Below are 16,661 nucleotides of genomic sequence, written 5' to 3' on the forward strand. Positions count from 1 at the left end.
CAAGGCCGGGCCCCTGCACGGACCCGGCCCCGAGGGTTGAATTCGACCGCATGGCGGGGTGGAGTGTAGCATTTTTCTCTCATGAGGACGGGCTCTTTTGCGGAAAAGGGGATGCTGGCAACCGGCGCGCTGATTGGGGCTGCGGGCATCGGGATGCAGTTTTATTTCATGATGCAGGTCCCAGGCGTTTCACGGGCAGAAGCAGTGGTGCGCTTTTTCAGCTTCTTTACGATTCTGACGAACCTGCTGGTGACTGTGGGATATCTGGCGCCGCTGCTGGCACCGGGGACGGCGGTGGGAAGGGTGATGGCCCGAGCGGCGGTGCGTGGGGGGACCCTGGTCTATATCGTCGTGGTGGGAGTGGTGTACAACCTGCTTCTGCGGCAGCTTTATCATCCGAAGGGATGGGCAAAGGCGGCCGATGTTCTGGTGCATGACGCTGCTCCTGTTTTCTACCTTCTCTACTGGCTCCTGTTTGCCAGGAAGGCGGGGCTGCGTGCGGCCCATGCGGGCAAGTGGCTGCTGTATCCGCTGGCCTACCTGATCTATACGATGCTACGCGGTGCGGTCGTGGGGTATTATCCATATCCATTTGTGGACGCAGCGGTGCTGGGGTATGCGCGGGTGCTGATGAATGCGGCGGGACTGACGGCCGTCTTCTGGGTGCTGGGACTCATGGTGGTGGCCGCCGCCCGAGGGGCTGCGGACTAATCCGGAGTTTGCTGCGGGACGGTGCGCTGGGGCCGGAGGGTCAGTTGTCCAGAGGGGTGGTCAGCATATATTTCCATACGTTTTCAAAATCGGGAAAAAGGGTCGAGTTGTGGTGCATTTTCGTGGGCAGGTCGTTGACGAGGATCTGATGCGTTCCCACGATGGATGTGCCGGGGCTGACCATGAGGGGCTGAGGCTTGGTCAGATGCATGAGGGCCATGCAGTTGGCAATCTGATGGTCCACATTGAAGGGGTCGTGCAGGTTGAGAAAGGCGAAGAAATGGGAGGGCGGCGTTTCACTGCTGCGTGAAAGCCAGGGCGCAGGCCGATGCAGTTCATCCATGTAGTCCTGCGGGCCGGAGAACATGAGCACACGGTCCACGCGGAACAGCTGCCCGATGTAGGCGGCGTGGCCGGAACCCTGAGAATGGCCGGCGACGATGATGCGGTCCCAGGCAGGCTGGCCATCATGCACGAACTGCTCCCAGCCGCCAGAAGGGTCGTTCCTGACCAGATAAACCAGCAGCTTCCGGAACCTGTTCAGAATGGAGTTGGCGGGGTCGACTTCGACTTCGTCACTCACGGAGGCGCCGGAGAGGATCTCTTCGCGGTAGTGGGTAAAGGCGGACGGGTCGGAACTGTGGGCGCAGACCACGGTGATGACGTTGTTCTCGTAGTCGAGGCTGATGACGTGATAGCCCCATTGGGCCAGGATTGTGTCCATCTCCAGATTGCTGGTGGTTTTGCTGCGGGTACCGACCAGGAAGAGGACGAGCCGGTGGCGCGGTACGGCGCGGGGGTCGTAGAGGGCCAGATGCGGGGCATGGACCATCTCGATGCCGGGTCCGGTCAGGGCGGGGTCGATACGGAGGACTTCTGTCTCCGCGTGCAGGGGGAGTTGTTCCACGAACAGGGCCAGAAGCAAGGCAAGGAAGATGCGGGCAGAGATGTGTTTCGCCATCAGGGAACGCAACCTTTGTGCCGGATATAAGCCAGAATCGTAGCACACTCCCAGAAAGATGAGGCCCGCGAGGACGATGGGCGTAAGGACCAACAGCGCTTTTTCCTGCCAGGTCGTCTTTGGGAGCCGGCTGTGCACAACAATGCGCAAGCGCCTTTTGCGCATGGGCAGGAGAGGAGACAGGTGCCGGTCATAGCGGCGGGGGCGAGGGTCTACCGTTCAGGTCGCAGGCGCGCCAGAGATACCAGCTTGCCACCGAGCGCCAGGGGCGCCACTTTTCAGCGCGGCGGAGCATTTCTTTGGGCAGGGCCAGCATGGTGGCGTCAAACGGCCTGTTCTTCGGCAATCTGTTGAAGGTCAGGGCGAAGCCCTTGCGGACGCCGTAGTCGGTGACGGGGAAGACATCGGGGCGGCCGAGGCGGAAGATGAGCAGCATCTGGACGGTCCAGACACCGATGCCGCGCACCTGCGTCAGTCTTTCCACGATTTCCTCATCACTCATGCGGCGGATGGCGGCAAGCGTGGGAACGGTGCCATCCAGAGTTTTGGCGGCGAGGTCGCGCAAGGCCTTCATTTTGCTGGCCGAGAGTCCGGCCAAGCGGAGCATGTCGTCGCTGGCCGTAAGAAGGTGCTCGGGGCTGGGGTGGACCTCTCCAAACAAGGTGAGCAGGCGTTTTAGAATCGCTGCGGCGGCCTTTCCGTGAAGCTGCTGGAAGATGATGGATTCCAGCAGCGCTTCAAAGGGGGAGTGCTGGCTTTTGAGCCGCAGGGCGAACGGGCCGGCCCGCTGGATGAGGAGGCCGAGTTTCGGATCGGCGGCGGAGAGTTCGCGGCAGGCGAGTGCGGCATCGTATCGTACAGGGCGGCGTCCGTCAGTCATGACAAGGAGAGTGTACTTGAAAAGAGAAGAAATGGCGAAGAGTTCCAGCCCGGGTGCGATCGAACGCGGCTTTCTGGCGTGCGGACGGGAATTGCAGGAAGGCCGGGAGGTGGTGGTGCGGTCGCCGTGGGACCAGAGCGTGGTGGGCACGGTACGGGAGGCAAGTCATGGGGCCGTGATGGAAGCTGTGGGCAGCCTGGAGCGGTCATTGGCGGCGACGCGTAAACTTTCAGCGCATGAACGGAAGCGTATCCTGCTGGCCGTAGCGGAGAAGATCGCGGCGCAGAAGGAGGAGCTTGCGCGGCTGATTGTGGCCGAAGCAGGCAAACCGTTGAAGGCGGCGCGGGTGGAAGTTGAGAGGGCGGTGTTGACCTACACCACGGCGGCCGAAGAGGCGGTGCGCATGACGGGCGAGGTGCTGCCGCTGGACCTGCTGAAGGGAAATGAGGGCCGGTGGGGAATGGTACGGCGGTTTCCGGCTGGACCAGTATTTGCGATTACGCCGTTTAACTTTCCGCTGAACCTGGTGGCGCACAAGCTGGCCCCGGCAGTGGCGGTGGGGTGCCCGGTGCTGTTGAAGCCTGCTCCGCAGACGCCCTTGAGTGCACTGAGGCTGGGCGACTTTCTGCTGGAGGCGGGCTGGCCGGCCGAGGCGCTGGCGGTGATGTTGTTGTCCAACGAAGACGCGGAATTTTTGCTGGAGCAGGAGGAGCGGCTGAAGGTGCTGAGCTTTACCGGCAGCGCAAAGGTGGGTTGGAAACTGAAGCAGAAAGCGGCGAAGAAGCGCGTGCTGCTGGAGCTGGGAGGGAATGCGGCAATGGTGGTCCACGGAGACTGGGGCGATGTGGAGGGTGTCGCGAAGAAGGCCGTACTGGCCGGCACCAGCTATGCGGGGCAGAGCTGCATCTCAGTCCAGCGTGTGTATGTGGAGCGCGCGGTGTTTGACGATTTTGTTGCGCAGGCGGTGAAACAGGCGGGGAGGCTGGTGCTGGGGGACCCGGCGAATGAGGAAACCGATGTCGGGCCGGTGATTCGCGAGTCTGACGCAGAGCGGATTGAAAGCTGGGTGGACGAGGCCCGCGCGGGGGGCGTGACGGTGCTTGCCGGCGGCTCGCGCGAAGGCTGCGTAGTAGAGCCGACGCTGCTGACGGGCACGCGGCGCGGAATGAAGGTGCTCGATGAAGAGGTATTTGCGCCGGTGTTGGCGATCGAACCCTACGATGATTTCAATGCGGTCCTGGATGAGGTAAACCACTCGCCGTATGGATTGCAGGCCGGGCTCTTTACGCGCGACGTGGGGCGGATTTTCCGGGCGTATGAAACGCTCGACGTGGGCGGCCTGATTGTGGGCGATACGCCGACGTGGCGGATTGATCCGATGCCCTACGGCGGGGTGAAGGACTCCGGGCTGGGCCGCGAAGGCGTGCGCTACGCCATGGACGAGATGACCGAGCCGAAGCTGCTGGTGATGGCGGTGTGACGCTCGATTCAAAGGGTGAAGTATGATTTGGTTATGGCCACAATCCACATCTCGGAAGGAGAGGCGGTGCGCGATTTTGCCGGACTGCTGGCCCGGGTGCGCGCGGGCGCCGAGGTGGTCATTGAAAATGGTCCCATTGCTGTAGCTGTCCTGCATGCTCCGGTCCCACCGGCACGTTCTCTCACGGAATGCATTGCGTTGCTGCCGGAAGATTCGAAAGCCACCATCGATGAAGATTTTGCCAGGGACGTGGAATCGGCCGTGGAGGCCCATCGCGAGCCGTTGCATCCTCCAACATGGGACTGATTCTGGATTCCAGTGTTTTGATTGGCGCTGAGCGTAAAGGCCAGAATGCGCGCCAGGCCCTGACTGCGATTTTCCATCAGGTAGGCGGGGTGGAGGTCGCTGTCTCTGTCGTTACGATCATGGAGCTGGCGCATGGAGCAGCCCGCGCCGATAGTCCGGCACGTAAGGCAAACCGGCAGCAATTTCTAGAGGAACTTTTACTGGCCTTGCCTGTCTATCCCATCACCACATCCATTGCGCTTCGCGCGGGACAAATTGACGGTGAGAATGCGGCCAAGGGAGTCCGGCTGGCGCTTTCAGACCTATTGATTGGAGTCACCGCGCTGCAACTTGGATATCGTGTGGCGACCTCGAATGTGAGGCATTTCGGCCTGGTGCCCGGTCTCGATCTTGTACAGCTTTAGAATTTAAGACGATGGCCAGGAAACCTAGAGAAAGTGTGGTCCCGCTGGGGCCGGCGACGGAGCTGATTTACAACGACTGGTATCCGGCGATGCGCAGCGAGGGGTTGCGCGGCAAGGAGCTGGCGACCACGGTACTAATGGGCATTCCGATGGTGCTGGGGCGGCGTGCGGACGGGCGCATTTTTGCCATGCGCGACCTTTGTCCGCACCGGGGGATTCCCTTGTCCTATGGGTGGTTTGATGGTCAAAAGCTGACCTGCAAGTATCACGGATGGTCGTTTGAGCCGTGCAGTGGGCAGTGCGTGGAGATTCCGTCGCTGACCAGCCGCGACACACTGGACCCGAAGCGGATCTATGGAACGGCCTTTCCCTGCCAGGAGCGCGACGGGTATGCGTGGGTCTATGTGCCGGGGCCGGGAAAGGGACGGGTGACGAACGGGGATGCACTGCCGCCAGTCCCGGAGCTGCCGAAGTTCAGCGCGAAGTTCCGCAGCCAGCATCTGACGGCGGATCTGCCGTGCAATGTAGACCACGGCATTATCGGGCTGATGGACCCGGCGCATGGGCCGTTTGTGCACCAGTCCTGGTGGTGGCGCAAGCAGGCGAGCATCCACGAGAAGGAAAAGCACTTTGAGCCGATTGAGCAGGGTTTCCGGATGGCCTCCCATACGCCTTCGGCCAACAGCGCGCCTTACAAGCTGCTGGGGGTCTACGGGGAGGCCATCACGACGACGATTGATTTTGTGCTGCCGAACCGGCGGTATGAGACGATCCGCGCCGGAGATAAATGGTTTTCCAGTATCACAACTGTAACACCAACAGTTACGAATGCGTGCAGGATCGATGTATATGCGGCGTGGAACGTGTTTTATCACGTTCCATTTGTAACTGCCATTGCTACGTTTTTTGGACGACGATTTGTGGCCCAGGACCAGGTGACGATGGTGCAGCAGGCCGAGGGACTGAAGCATGATCCGGCGCTGATGCTGATTGATGACGCAGACCGTCCGGCGAAGTGGTATTTCGCGCTGAAACAGGCGCGTCTGGAGGCAGAAAAAACAGGTACGCCGATGAAGCACCCGATGGACGGCCCGGTGACGCTGCATTGGCGGAGCTAAAGAGCGCCACGATGAGGGGCCGTTTGTGAGGGGAATTCGCCGTGCATCAATAATAGTCGGCGCAGCTCAGATAGTAACCGCAGCGGGTGCAGACGAGCTTGCAGCGGTGCCCGGTAAGCCGGGTGGAGCAGTTTGGGCAGTAAACAGAATGGTGCTGCGGAGCGGGGGCCTCAGGCGGGTCCTGCGGGCGGGGCGGAAGAGCAGGGTTTTCCGAAGATGGGTAGCGAAGCATCATAGCAAGGTTAGCGCATTTTTCTCAGCCTGGGTGAGAGAAGACATGGGCCGGGGAAAAAGAACGGCATCGAAACAGGAAGCAGATTCGACGCTGAACGGCGGCGTTGATATGCTCAAAGTCGCAGAGTGATGAAATTCCGCGTCCTCGGCGCGGGACACGCAAGAAAATTTCTACCTTGAAAAGGAGCAATCCATGGAACGTACGGCGAGTGCTGTGTGGAAAGGCGGCCTGAAAGACGGCAAAGGCGTAATTTCAACCCAGAGCGGGGTACTGAAGGAGACACAGTACTCCTTTAGCACGCGGTTTGAGAGCGGAACAGGCACAAATCCGGAGGAGCTGATTGCAGCGGCCCATGCCGGGTGCTTTACGATGGCGCTGAGTGCGCAACTCAGCAATGCGAACCTTACGCCGGAGTCGTTGGAGACAACTGCCGCGGTGAAGTTTGAGAAGACGGACGCCGGGTTCACCATTACGGCCATCCATCTGACGACGCGGGCCAAGGTGCCGGGCGCCAGCCAGGAGGCCTTTGATACCGCCGCGGAGAACGCCAAGAAGGGCTGCCCGATATCGAGGCTCTTCCAGGGAAACACGGAGATCACCCTGGACGCGAAGCTGGTCTAAGGGCCGGGGACCTATGCCCTGTTCCTTGTGCTGCCTGATGAGGAACGGGGCAAGGCGGCTTACGCGGTAGTCTCCTGGCTGTGGGAGCGGACGTAATCGCGCAGTTCGCGGTTCAGGCTGGTGGCCTGCCGCACTCCCTGTTCCAACAACTGGTGCCATTGCTGCGCGGGGCCTTCGAGGCCGGCGGTGCCGAGCAAATAGCTGGTCTGAAGGATGATTTCAAGCGCGTTGCTCAGATCATGAAGCAGGCGGCGGATGTGGCTGGCCTGTTCGGCGGGAATCGAAGGCACAGAACCGGGGCTGAAGCTGGACATAGATTTGACTGCTCTCTTTCTTGTTTGTGATGCGATGATAGCGCAAGGCGAGTGAAGCGAGAGCCGATGTTTGACACATTCTGCCTGACTCCGTAATCTAAGAATTGCTGCTTCTCTTCCTACCCTTTGCCGAAGTGGCGGAATTGGCAGACGCGCATGGTTCAGGTCCATGTACCCGCAAGGGTGTGGGGGTTCGAGTCCCTTCTTCGGCACCATAGGCCCGTTCCGGGCTTGGCCCATCAGGAAAACAACGGGAAATGAAAATAGATCCAGAAACGGGGCGCGGATGGCGCTGCGGTTTCCTTTGCTTGGGAAATCAGACCGGACATGGGAAGTGTGGCGGAGCAGAAGCGCGATGGTAAAAAACTAAGCGGTGCACACCGGGGAGCGAGGAGAGCAAGTGGTATGCACCGGAAGGTCTTTTGGGAAGTAAGATCTGTGGGCTACAGCTTCTTTTTCAGGTCCCAGGCCATATTTTTATGGGCGGCGACCATGGTCTTGTTTTTGAGCACGGCGGCCTGGAACTTCTTGTCCTGTGTGTCTTTGGCCTCATCCTTGTATTCATCGTAGACCTTGGCGTGGTCGCTCAACATCTGGTCAATGTACTCCTTGTCGAAGTCTGATCCAGAAAGGCCGTTGAGTTTGTTCCAGGCCTTCTGGCCGTCTTCATCGAGGTCTGCAGGTGGCGTAACGCCCCAGGATTCAGCGAAGGGCCGGAAGTTTGCGGCCATGATTTTATGTTCCTTCACCATCTTGTTGGCGTAGGCTTTTACGGCCGGATTGGTGGCTTTCTGTTGTGCCAGTTCGCTGAGCTTCACCTCGTCGACATCGGCCTGGCTGACTTTCGCCAGAAATTTCTTGTCATCGTCGGACTGGGCGATGGCGTGGATGGGGAGAAGTGTTGCAGCTCCGCTGAGAGTCAGGGTCAAGCAACATAATGCTTTTTTCATTTTCATTGGATTGTCTCCATAACAGCTGTGGGTTTTGCGGGGAACACGAAGGTCGTTCCCTTCTGTAGGAGCGCAGGTCAAGAAAACAGGTTGCACGCTGATGCTGGAATGTTGGCCAAAAGAATGTCGCGGATGCAGAAGGCAACAGGAGAGTGACGGACAAGACCAGGAGGGACAACGGTTCAGCGTCTGCGCGAGGGCCTTTCAAAGAGGCCGGAAGAAGCCAGAGTGTGGACCATGTGCTGCACGAGGGGAGCAGGGTTTCGCCGGAGAAAAGCGAGGCCGATCTCGGAGCGAATGCGCTCGCGGGTGAGCGGAAGAACCACAAGGGAGCTTTTGTGGCGGCGGGCAATTTCCTGGGGCACGATGGCAACACCGACCCCGGCGGAGACCAGGGCCAGGACGGTTTCCATTTCCGAGGCCTCCTGTACGATGCGGGGAGTAAAGCCTGACTTGCGGCAAAGGCCCGTCCAGTGCTGAAAAAAGGCGGGGGCCTGCCGTTCACAGTAGGAAACAAACGGCTCCTTTTCCAGGTCGCGGAGAGAAAATTTCTGTTTCTCCCGAAGGGGATGCTGCCGGGAAAACACGACAGCGAAGGGTTCACTGAAGAGAGGAAAGATTTCGATGTCTGGTTCGTGGAGCGGCAGTCGTACGACACCGATGTCGATTCTGTGATCACGGAGAGCGTCAATCTGCTGCACGGTAGGAATGTTTTTCAGCGAGAGGGCGACTTTGGGAAAGGCCTTGTGGAAGATCTGGGTCATGCGCGGAATGACCGGGTGAGTTGCAGAGGCCACAAAACCAATTCTGAGCGTACCGATGGAACCTTTCGCGCTACTGCGGGCCCGGTGCCGGATGGCATCGGCGTGGTCGAGGAGCCGAACGACATCATCGAGAATTTCCTGGCCGGTTGCAGACAACCGGACGTTCCGGCGATCGCGAAGAAAGAGTCTGGTTTCAAGCTCCTCTTCCAGCAGGCGGATTTGGTGGCTGAGAGCAGGTTGGGAGATGTGCAGTCGATTTGCGGCCCGGCTGAAGCTGAGGGACTCGGCAACTGCAACAAATGCCCGCAGGTGGTTCAGATTCATGCTCATGATTGTGTGCTTGTTGAGGTCGTCGGGGACCTCCATTGCAAGGATACAAGCATAACAAAAATGAATGACAGCATATCAATCTTTGCATAAAAGAAGCAGAAACCTTTTGGTCCCCTGTAGTGTCTGGACGGATGTGACCCCGGAAGATCCGGGCGGGAAAGGAAAGCCATGAGGACAGACATCGAGCAGGATGCCGAAACCAGTCAGCAAAGGCCAGAACAAGGGGAGGAACAAGGTGTGAGTCGGCGGGCATTTCTGGGCGCTGCTGCTGTGGCGGGTGCGGGAGCGGCCCTTCAGGCGATTGCACAGACGCGGACGGAACTCGAGCGGGGACGCGCGGGAAGCAGTGCTTCAGACCCCGGTCCGGAAAACACTGTTTTGCTGAAGGCGAATCCGGACGCGAACCTGCCGCCGTTTACAGACCGGGGAAATATGCATCCCATCTGGTACTCGTTCGATCTGACACAGAAGCGTCTCCAGGCGGGGGGATGGACGCATCAGGTGACGTCGCGCGAGATCTCGCAGTCGCGGGAGCTGGCGGGCGTCAATATGCGGCTGACGGCCGGATCGTTCCGCGAGCTGCACTGGCACCTGGCGGATGAATGGGCCATCATGCTGACGGGAAGGGCGCGCATTAGCGTGATGCAGCCGGACGGAAAGATGTTTCTGGACGATGTGGGTCCGGGAGACTTGTGGTATTTTCCGGCTGGTTATCCGCATTCCATTCAGGGATTGGAAGGGGACGGATGTGAGTTTCTTCTGGTCTTTGATCAGGGAGACTTCTCAGAGGACGACACATTTCTTCTTTCCGAGTTTCTTGCCCACACGCCTCCGGAGGTCGTGGAGAAAAATACAGGCTGGACGCGCCAGGAGTGGGACCGGCTGCCCCAGACGGCCCTGTACATTTTTGAGGCTGCACTGCCCGGTCCGCTCGAAGAAGAAAGGCGTTTTCTGGGAAAACACCTGGAGGAAGAAAACCGGTACACCTTCCGGATGGGGGCCATGCCGCCGAGTTTTGCAGATGCTCATGGCAGTGTGCGGATTGTGGATGCAACAAATTTTTCCGTAGCAAGAAACATTGCGGCGGCCATGGTGAGCATTCAGCCGGGTGGAATCCGGGAGATGCACTGGCATCCAAATGCGAGCGAGTGGCAGTACTGGATCAAAGGCCAGGGCCGGATGACGGTGGTCGGAACGGAAGCCAAGGCGCGGACGATGGATTTTCGCGCCAATGATGTTGGCTTTGTGCCCGCCATGGCGGGCCACTCAATCGAAAATACGGGAACAGAAGAGCTGATTTTTCTGGAGATGTTCAAGGCATCGCGGTACCAGGACATTTCCCTGAATCAATGGATGTCCCGGATGCCGGATTCCATGGCAAAGGCGCATCTCAGGCTGCCGCTTTCCACGATTCGCCGCGCGCCCCAGGAGCGTGTTCCGATCCTTCCCCGGTGAGCAGAGAGACGGGACCTGATGCGCGCAAAATGTTGAGCCAAACAGGGGACGTGCATCAGGCCGCACCGAAGCGCAGGTAAGCCGAGGCAAGTAAAGCTGGATGAGCCAAGGCAAACATTCGACTGTGTCCAGCGGAGAGGAGCCGGACTTTGGCGGACCTGATGCGCGCACTGGCGCGACCTGGGTTTCTCCTGCGGAAAGGGGCATCTGTTCCTCATTCCTGCCTGCAAAGACTGTGCCAGCTTTAGTGGCTGGCGGTGCGGGTGTCGGAGGCGGCGCTGAGGATGTCTGTGATCGACGATGCATCGAGCTGATAGAGAATGTCTTCCCCCTGCCGGCGGGCAAGATCGTCCTTACCTGAGGTTGCAATCTGAATGCGCTCGACGCGCTTTCCGCCATCCGATGTCACGGAGAGCTCAATCTCCGGACGAGTGAATCCGGAGTGTACGAGCTTGCTTGCGGTGAGATCGCGCAGCTTTTCAACCAGGGACCCCATACGGACGCTGTCCATGCTTTTGCCTCCGGACGACCATGTGGAACCATTGCGGGTGAAGAGGAAGTCTTTGGCGCCGTCGTGGATTTCAATCTTTTCCGGTACGGCTTCTCCAAAGTCGAAGAGCTTTTTGCTGCGGAAGTCATCGAGGGCCTTTTCGACGGCCTGACCCAGGGCGGCATCTACTTTGTAGGCCCCTTCGAGGACGCTGGACCTGGCGTAATCGTTGTCTTTCTCTTTGCGGACCTCAAGCGTCTGACGGTCTGTATCGGTGATGAGCGTGACAGTTGCGACAGGAGCGGCCTGTGCAAATTTTGCAGAGACGTTGGCGGAGGTCATGGTCTGGCCCGATGCGATGGTGCTGCCGGTGAGTGTGGAGACAAGGTTGTCTACGGCAAAGGTGTCTGTGCGGAGTGGACGGGGACGGACGATCTGCCAGTCCTGCTTTTGCCGGACAAATACGATGTCCTGCGAGTTCCTGTGCAGTTCGACCTGACGGACTTTGTCTGCATTCAGGTCCAGCAGGTGCTTGTCGCGCAGATCATCGAGGTCTTTATCAAGACTGCTTTTCACATAGCTGGCGATGGTGAACAGACGGGGGTCTCCGGAAAGCATGGCGTAAACATCGCTTCCAGACGGGGTCGTATCGCCAAAGAGCAGCTTCCAGGCCGCTTTATTTTTGGCCTGGATGTCCACTTCGAGAGCAGGAGTCCTGATTCCATAGGCTGCAAGTGCAGCGGGCGAAGAGTGGTCTTCGAGAATACGATCGGGGACCAGAGGCGAGAGGGCCGAGAGCATGGAAGAGACAGTGTCCTGATCGGCGCGAAACGTCTGGGGACTACGAATTTGCCACTGTCCGGAGGGAGCTTTGACGAGCGTGATGGCCGGTGCGTCTTTTCTGTGGACCGTCAACTGCTCGATGGAGGACGGGTCCAGGGTGAGCACAGCGGACGGAGCAGCGGCATCGAGGGTGCTGTTCCGTGCAGAGGTCTTGTGGTGCTGCGACCAGAAGAGAAGACCACAGAGAATGGCCAGAACACCTGTTGCGAGAACCAAACGACGGACGCTCATAAGCACAAAAGGACTTCTTCTATCGTCTCTTCCACCACACCAGCAACCCGGCAACAACAACCAGAAGGGGAAGCCCGAACTGGCTGGTGAAGCGCACACGGCCCAATTGTGCGCGGGTCATGGTGATGCGCCGGTCATCGCGCTCTTTGGGGCGGATGGAAATCAGGTCTTCATCGGAGGTCAGCCAGTTGACTGCGTTCAAGGCGAGGTCTCCGTTGCCATTAAAGCCAAGAAAACGGTTTGCGGCCCAGCTGGAGCTTCCGGTAACAACAAACCTGCCCTGCAAATTCTCTTTGCCTGTGTTGTAGGTCCCGGCTGCGGCCAGCGGGAAGGGGCCCTTTTTGTTTTTCGGGTCATCCACGTTCACGGCCGCAGAGGAGAGGTTTGTGGTGGCAAGGCTCGTGCTGGAGGAACCGAACAGTTCTTCGACGCTGGTCTTGCTGGTGTCTTTGATTTGCAGAGAGCGGGCAAGAGGAAGGCCGACGGCCGTGCCCTTCAGGTCATTCACAATGGGATGAAAGCTGTAGCTGGTCACCAGGGCCACCTGCGGGCCGAGTCCCGCCAACTGGCCAATGGGGTTCAGGTCGAGGACCAGGTCCTGATCCAGGGTGATGCCCCAGGAGCTGAGGAGGTCAGCCAGAGCAGTGTTGGGGTCAATTTGTGAGCGGCCCAACTGGAAGGGCGGATCCAGCATGAAGAAGGCGCGTCCGCCATTTTCCACATATTTCCGGATGGCATCCACAGCAGACGGCTGATAGTCATGCGTTGGTCCGGCGATGACGATGGCGGTGCAATTGCCGGGGACCTCGGCCTTTTGCAGAAGGTTGATGGTCTGTGACTGATAGCCGTCCTTAGAGAGCAGGTCCCGGAAGCGGGAAAAGCCGTCGCGCTCGGTGTCATCGATCTGGTGTTCGCCGCTTCCGGTGGCGAAGCATACCGTGCGGGCCTCGCCCTTGATGGCAAGAATCAAGGCCCCGGTAATGCCTTCTTCCGTCATGCTTTTGGCGGTCTCTTTTCTGTCACCCATCTGCACGACGGCCGTGCCAAAGTCACGGACACCATCCTGCCGCGCCAACTGAGGGTCCTTGTCCGGGTCCACATACTTGATGTGCACGCGCGGCGACAGATCGGCGTATTCGTCAAGAAGGTCTTTTCCATCGCGGAAACGCGAACTCTGGTTGAAGTAGGTAATGGTGACGTCTTGTTTCAGTCCGCTGATGATCTTGCGGGTCTGGGCGGACAGGCTGTAGCGTTTGTTTGCAGTCGTATCCAGAGACTTGTTGTAGCGGTTGGCCAGAACGTTGAGGGCAACAACAATGGCCAAGACCAGCAGCACGTAGATGGACACGTAGGCAGCGTATTTTGTCTGTCTTGCTTTGAGCCACTGTTTCTCCATCTACGACCTCCAGCGCAGGGACTCAAGAGAACGCGCGGTCAGGAAGAGTCCCAGAAAGATTCCGGTGAGATAGAAAACGACGTCTCTGGAGGCGAGGACGCCTTTGGCAAAAGAATCAAAGTGCGTCAGTACGGAAAGATAGGACAGGACCGAAGCCCAGGTGGCGGACTCGTATCCGCTGACCCAGTCGCTCACCCAGAGAAGAAGACAGATGCCAAAGGTAAGGGCGCCGGCAATGATCTGGTTTTTGGTCAGGGTGGAAAGAAAGGTGCCAAGCGCCAGCAGCAGGCCGGCCTGTAAGAGAAGGCCCAGATAGCCGGCGGCGAGCGGCTTCCAGTCTGGATTGCCGTAAACAAAGAGGAAGGCGAAGTCGGCTGCGGTGAACAGCAGCAGGCAGGTGTAGAGGACCAGGGCCGCGAGCCATTTACCAAGGATGATTTCCATGTCCCGGACCGGAGATGTGGCCAGCAGCTCAAAGGTGCCAGACCGCTTTTCTTCCGCGAAGAGCCGCATGGTAATCATGGGGATGAAAAAGAGGCCCACGACACTGACGTTGGAGAGCAGGGGCCGCACAATCTGCTCATTGACATTCATGGGGAAGCTGGATCCGCGCAGCTGCATTTCGATGCCTTCAATGACAAAGAAACCAAGCGCATTCCAGAAGAAGAAACCAAAGATCAAACCGAACATCGTCAGCAGAAGATAAGCGATGGGAGAGGCAAAGTAGCTTCTCAGCTCCTTCTGGCAGATGGTCCAGATATTTCTCATGCGTTTGACTCTTTCGTAGTGTCTTCGGGAAGGAAAGAATTCTCCTTTCCGGTCAGTTCGAGGAAGATTTCCTCCAGAGAGAGTGCAGACCCGCGCAGCTCATTGAGGTCCCAGCCGGATTCGACGACGGCGCGGGCCAGGTCGCCGCGGACCAGTTTTCCGCGCTGGCCCTCGATTTCCACCTGCAGACCATGGTCTTTGTGGGGCCGGCAGATGGCCTTGTGGACCCCGGGGACCTGCTCAAGCTTCTGCTGCACGGCCGCGGCATCCAGTGTGCCGTTGCGCCCTCTGATTTCAAGAAGAAGCAACTCAGCACCACGGGCCCTGGCCTGCAGGTCATGGACCGAGTCAATGGCGATCAATTTGCCTTTGTTGATGATGATGACCTGCTCGCAGGTCTGCTCAACCTCGGGCAGGATGTGGGTGCTGAGAATAATGGTGTGGTCGCCGGCGAGGCTTTTGATGAGGTCCCGCGTCTCATTGATCTGCTTGGGGTCCAGGCCGGCGGTGGGCTCATCGAGAATGAGCACGTCAGGGTCATGAAGAATGGCCTGGGCCAGACCCACCCGTTGCCGGTAGCCTTTGGAAAGTTTTCCGAGCAGTTTGCTGCGAACATCACCGATAAAGCAGCGTCCGCAAACAAAGTCCACGCGCTTTTCCAGCTCTGCGCCCGAGAGGCCCTTGAGCTTTCCTGCAAAGCGCAGATATTCAGCGGTCTCCATTTCCGGGTAGATCGGCGGAGTCTCAGGAAGATAGCCGATGCGCCGTTTGACTTCCATCGGATTCTTGAGGACATCGAAGCCGGCCACATTCGCCGTGCCTGCCGTGGGAGGCAGAAAGCAGGTGAGAATGCGCATGGTTGTGGTTTTTCCAGCGCCATTGGGACCGAGGAAACCGACCACCTGTCCTTTGGAGACAGAAAACGTGATGTTATCAATGGCTGTGGTGTGAGCGTATCTTTTTGTAAGACCTTGGACCGCAATCATCGTTCACAATTTATGGACGTTTCGCGCAGGATGATTGGTATCAGACCCGATACAGGAACATCCTAAAAACAGCCTTTTTCTCATGTCAATGGAAGGGGTGCGATGCGCGAAAGCGGGGCGACCCACGGCACGCGCCGTCACGTGCCGTGTGCGAGGAGCTAACTGAGGATGCCCAGTCGGCGGGCGGTCTTTTCCAGCGTTTCCAGCGCCTGGTCAAGATGCTGGCGCGTGTGCTCGCTGGTCATGATGGTGCGAATGCGCGCCTTGCCCTCGGGCACGGTGGGAAAGGCGATTCCCGTGGCCATGACGCCTGCATCAAAGAGGGCGCGTGAGAACTCCATTGTCTTCTTGCCATCGCCAATGATGATGGGGGTAATTGGGGTTTCGCTTGCCGGTGTTGTTTTACCGCCGATGTCAAATCCGATGCGGCCCAGCTCTGCTTTAAAGTAGCGGGTGTTGTCCCACAGGCGCTCCATGCGCTCCGGCTCGCTTTCCAGCAGGTCAAAGGCGGCAATGCAGGTGGCCGCCACCGCGGGGGGATGCGAGGTCGAGAACAGAAACGGACGGGCGCGATGGTAAAGATAATCAATCAGGTCGCGGCTCCCGCATACGTAGCCGCCTAGTGCGCCGATGGCTTTGGAGAGCGTGCCGACCTGCACGTCCACACGGCCGTGGCAATGGAAGTGGTCTACAGACCCGCGTCCGTTGCGGCCTAGAACGCCGGAGGCGTGCGCGTCGTCCACCATCATAATGGCGCCGTATTTCTCGGCCAGGTCGCAGAGTTTGTCCACAGGTCCGATGTCGCCGTCCATGGAAAAGACGCCATCCGTAATGATGAGCTTGCGCCCAGGCTCATGGGCCACTTCCTGCAGAAGCTCTTCAGCATGGTCCACGTCTCTGTGGCGGAAGACTTTGATTTTCGCGCGTGAGAGCCGGGCGCCATCAATAATGCTGGCGTGGTTCAGCTCATCGGAGATGATGAAGTCCTCTTTGCCCAGGATGGAGGAGACGGTGCCGGCATTGGCGGTGAATCCACTCTGGAAGACGACACAGGCCTCGACGTTTTTGAAGCGGGCAATTTTTTCTTCCAGCTCCATGTGGACCTTCATGGTGCCTGCAATCGTGCGCACTGCGCCGGAGCCGACGCCATATTTCCTGGTTGCCTCAATGGCGGCCTCGCGCAGCTTCGGATGGTCACAGAGGCCCAGATAATTATTGGAGGCAAGGTTGATGACCTTTCTGCCGTCATAGGTGCAGACGGGGGCCTGCACATCTTCCAGCACGCGGAGTCTGAAGTAGGTGCCTTTTTGTCTGAGTTCATCAAGAGCGGCGGTCAGGTGCTTCAATTGCGGACGCTGGGAGAGTGCTGTGGACATAAAAATTTGCCTCACTTTACGAAAAATAGGCCAACCTAGCAT

General features: G+C 58.7%; 17 protein-coding genes and 1 tRNA gene. 8 read left to right on the forward strand and 10 right to left on the reverse strand.

Annotation, left to right across the window (positions count from 1 at the left end):
• The first annotated feature begins 111 nt into the window (after positions 1-111).
• A complete protein-coding gene (locus N655_RS0106680; RefSeq protein WP_155987531.1) occupies positions 112-711 on the forward strand; it encodes a Pr6Pr family membrane protein in 600 nt (199 codons plus the stop codon).
• A 40-nt stretch (positions 712-751) separates the two neighbouring features.
• On the opposite strand, the gene N655_RS19770 is transcribed toward N655_RS0106680, so the two are convergent.
• Complete coding sequence (locus N655_RS19770) at positions 752-1,822, reverse strand: BPSS1187 family protein (RefSeq protein ID WP_155987532.1); 1,071 nt, start codon at positions 1,820-1,822, stop codon at positions 752-754.
• 40 nt (positions 1,823-1,862) lie between these two features.
• Positions 1,863-2,552, reverse strand: coding sequence for a DNA-3-methyladenine glycosylase family protein (locus tag N655_RS0106690; RefSeq protein WP_026442356.1), 690 nt, complete (start codon positions 2,550-2,552; stop codon positions 1,863-1,865).
• A 31-nt stretch (positions 2,553-2,583) separates the two neighbouring features.
• On the opposite strand from N655_RS0106690, the gene N655_RS0106695 reads away from it, so the two are divergent.
• The 5 genes from N655_RS0106695 to N655_RS0106720 all read left to right on the forward strand — a co-directional run bounded on the left by N655_RS0106695 (position 2,584) and on the right by N655_RS0106720 (position 6,716).
• Complete coding sequence (locus N655_RS0106695) at positions 2,584-4,032, forward strand: aldehyde dehydrogenase family protein (RefSeq protein ID WP_026442357.1); 1,449 nt, start codon at positions 2,584-2,586, stop codon at positions 4,030-4,032.
• Positions 4,033-4,065: 33 nt separating this feature from the next.
• Positions 4,066-4,338, forward strand: coding sequence for a hypothetical protein (locus N655_RS0106700; RefSeq protein ID WP_026442358.1), 273 nt, complete (start codon positions 4,066-4,068; stop codon positions 4,336-4,338).
• Positions 4,329-4,742, forward strand: a complete 414-nt coding sequence (locus N655_RS0106705; RefSeq protein WP_026442359.1) for a PIN domain-containing protein — start codon at positions 4,329-4,331, stop codon at positions 4,740-4,742. Before N655_RS0106700 ends, N655_RS0106705 begins: the two co-directional genes overlap by 10 nt.
• Before the next feature lie 11 nt (positions 4,743-4,753).
• Positions 4,754-5,860, forward strand: coding sequence for a Rieske 2Fe-2S domain-containing protein (locus N655_RS0106710; protein ID WP_044934121.1), 1,107 nt, complete (start codon positions 4,754-4,756; stop codon positions 5,858-5,860).
• 427 nt (positions 5,861-6,287) lie between these two features.
• The gene (locus N655_RS0106720) at positions 6,288-6,716 is read left to right on the forward strand and encodes an OsmC family protein (RefSeq protein WP_026442362.1); all 429 of its coding nucleotides are present in this window, start codon (positions 6,288-6,290) and stop codon (positions 6,714-6,716) included.
• A gap of 59 nt (positions 6,717-6,775) precedes the next feature.
• Here the strand turns inward: N655_RS0106720 and N655_RS0106725 are convergent, their stop codons facing one another.
• Positions 6,776-7,030, reverse strand: coding sequence for a hypothetical protein (locus tag N655_RS0106725; protein ID WP_026442363.1), 255 nt, complete (start codon positions 7,028-7,030; stop codon positions 6,776-6,778).
• A gap of 128 nt (positions 7,031-7,158) precedes the next feature.
• On the opposite strand from N655_RS0106725, the gene N655_RS0106730 reads away from it, so the two are divergent.
• A tRNA-Leu gene (locus N655_RS0106730) sits at positions 7,159-7,245 on the forward strand.
• A 228-nt stretch (positions 7,246-7,473) separates the two neighbouring features.
• Here N655_RS0106730 and N655_RS0106735 read toward each other — a convergent pair.
• Entirely contained in the window at positions 7,474-7,986 is a 513-nt protein-coding gene (locus N655_RS0106735) for a DUF4142 domain-containing protein (protein ID WP_026442364.1), read from the reverse strand.
• Between the two features lie 176 nt (positions 7,987-8,162).
• Positions 8,163-9,074 carry a LysR family transcriptional regulator gene (locus N655_RS17755; RefSeq protein ID WP_049961303.1) on the reverse strand — a complete coding sequence of 304 codons (912 nt, stop codon included), beginning with the start codon at positions 9,072-9,074 and terminating at the stop codon, positions 8,163-8,165.
• A gap of 168 nt (positions 9,075-9,242) precedes the next feature.
• Here N655_RS17755 and N655_RS0106745 point away from each other — a divergent pair, with 168 nt between their 5' ends.
• On the forward strand, positions 9,243-10,529 hold the full coding sequence (locus N655_RS0106745) for a cupin domain-containing protein (protein ID WP_049961304.1): 1,287 nt from the start codon (positions 9,243-9,245) through the stop codon (positions 10,527-10,529).
• A 244-nt stretch (positions 10,530-10,773) separates the two neighbouring features.
• On the opposite strand, the gene N655_RS0106750 is transcribed toward N655_RS0106745, so the two are convergent.
• The 5 genes from N655_RS0106750 to N655_RS0106770 all read right to left on the reverse strand — a co-directional run bounded on the left by N655_RS0106750 (position 10,774) and on the right by N655_RS0106770 (position 16,619).
• The gene (locus N655_RS0106750; RefSeq protein ID WP_026442366.1) at positions 10,774-12,093 is read right to left on the reverse strand and encodes a DUF4340 domain-containing protein; all 1,320 of its coding nucleotides are present in this window, start codon (positions 12,091-12,093) and stop codon (positions 10,774-10,776) included.
• Between the two features lie 19 nt (positions 12,094-12,112).
• Positions 12,113-13,489 carry a GldG family protein gene (locus tag N655_RS0106755; protein ID WP_026442367.1) on the reverse strand — a complete coding sequence of 459 codons (1,377 nt, stop codon included), beginning with the start codon at positions 13,487-13,489 and terminating at the stop codon, positions 12,113-12,115.
• Entirely contained in the window at positions 13,490-14,257 is a 768-nt protein-coding gene (locus tag N655_RS0106760; RefSeq protein ID WP_026442368.1) for an ABC transporter permease, read from the reverse strand. It lies immediately after the preceding gene.
• Positions 14,254-15,243, reverse strand: a complete 990-nt coding sequence (locus N655_RS0106765) for an ABC transporter ATP-binding protein (protein WP_026442369.1) — start codon at positions 15,241-15,243, stop codon at positions 14,254-14,256. The genes N655_RS0106760 and N655_RS0106765 overlap by 4 nt, the downstream gene beginning before the upstream one ends.
• 158 nt (positions 15,244-15,401) lie before the next feature.
• Positions 15,402-16,619: a glycine C-acetyltransferase gene (locus N655_RS0106770; protein WP_044934123.1), complete on the reverse strand. Its 1,218-nt coding sequence runs from the start codon at positions 16,617-16,619 to the stop codon at positions 15,402-15,404.
• Positions 16,620-16,661 lie beyond the last annotated feature (42 nt).

Origin of the sequence: Pseudacidobacterium ailaaui, from assembly GCF_000688455.1 — a bacterium.
Classification (GTDB): Bacteria; Acidobacteriota; Terriglobia; order Terriglobales; family Acidobacteriaceae; genus Pseudacidobacterium; species Pseudacidobacterium ailaaui.

What these genes read in the sequence shown, in the direction of transcription:
- N655_RS0106770 (WP_044934123.1), bottom strand. Translation starts at nt 16,619, where the DNA reads ATGTCCACAGCACTCTCCCAGCGTCCGCAATTGAAGCACCTGACCGCC.
- N655_RS0106690 (WP_026442356.1), bottom strand. Translation starts at nt 2,552, where the DNA reads ATGACTGACGGACGCCGCCCTGTACGATACGATGCCGCACTCGCCTGC.
- N655_RS0106745 (WP_049961304.1), top strand. Translation starts at nt 9,243, where the DNA reads ATGAGGACAGACATCGAGCAGGATGCCGAAACCAGTCAGCAAAGGCCA.
- N655_RS0106765 (WP_026442369.1), bottom strand. Translation starts at nt 15,243, where the DNA reads ATGATTGCGGTCCAAGGTCTTACAAAAAGATACGCTCACACCACAGCC.
- N655_RS0106680 (WP_155987531.1), top strand. Translation starts at nt 112, where the DNA reads ATGCTGGCAACCGGCGCGCTGATTGGGGCTGCGGGCATCGGGATGCAG.
- N655_RS0106700 (WP_026442358.1), top strand. Translation starts at nt 4,066, where the DNA reads ATGGCCACAATCCACATCTCGGAAGGAGAGGCGGTGCGCGATTTTGCC.
- N655_RS0106710 (WP_044934121.1), top strand. Translation starts at nt 4,754, where the DNA reads ATGGCCAGGAAACCTAGAGAAAGTGTGGTCCCGCTGGGGCCGGCGACG.
- N655_RS0106720 (WP_026442362.1), top strand. Translation starts at nt 6,288, where the DNA reads ATGGAACGTACGGCGAGTGCTGTGTGGAAAGGCGGCCTGAAAGACGGC.
- N655_RS17755 (WP_049961303.1), bottom strand. Translation starts at nt 9,074, where the DNA reads ATGAGCATGAATCTGAACCACCTGCGGGCATTTGTTGCAGTTGCCGAG.
- N655_RS0106735 (WP_026442364.1), bottom strand. Translation starts at nt 7,986, where the DNA reads ATGAAAATGAAAAAAGCATTATGTTGCTTGACCCTGACTCTCAGCGGA.
- N655_RS0106695 (WP_026442357.1), top strand. Translation starts at nt 2,584, where the DNA reads ATGGCGAAGAGTTCCAGCCCGGGTGCGATCGAACGCGGCTTTCTGGCG.
- N655_RS0106760 (WP_026442368.1), bottom strand. Translation starts at nt 14,257, where the DNA reads ATGAGAAATATCTGGACCATCTGCCAGAAGGAGCTGAGAAGCTACTTT.
- N655_RS0106750 (WP_026442366.1), bottom strand. Translation starts at nt 12,093, where the DNA reads ATGAGCGTCCGTCGTTTGGTTCTCGCAACAGGTGTTCTGGCCATTCTC.
- N655_RS0106755 (WP_026442367.1), bottom strand. Translation starts at nt 13,489, where the DNA reads ATGGAGAAACAGTGGCTCAAAGCAAGACAGACAAAATACGCTGCCTAC.
- N655_RS0106725 (WP_026442363.1), bottom strand. Translation starts at nt 7,030, where the DNA reads ATGTCCAGCTTCAGCCCCGGTTCTGTGCCTTCGATTCCCGCCGAACAG.
- N655_RS0106705 (WP_026442359.1), top strand. Translation starts at nt 4,329, where the DNA reads ATGGGACTGATTCTGGATTCCAGTGTTTTGATTGGCGCTGAGCGTAAA.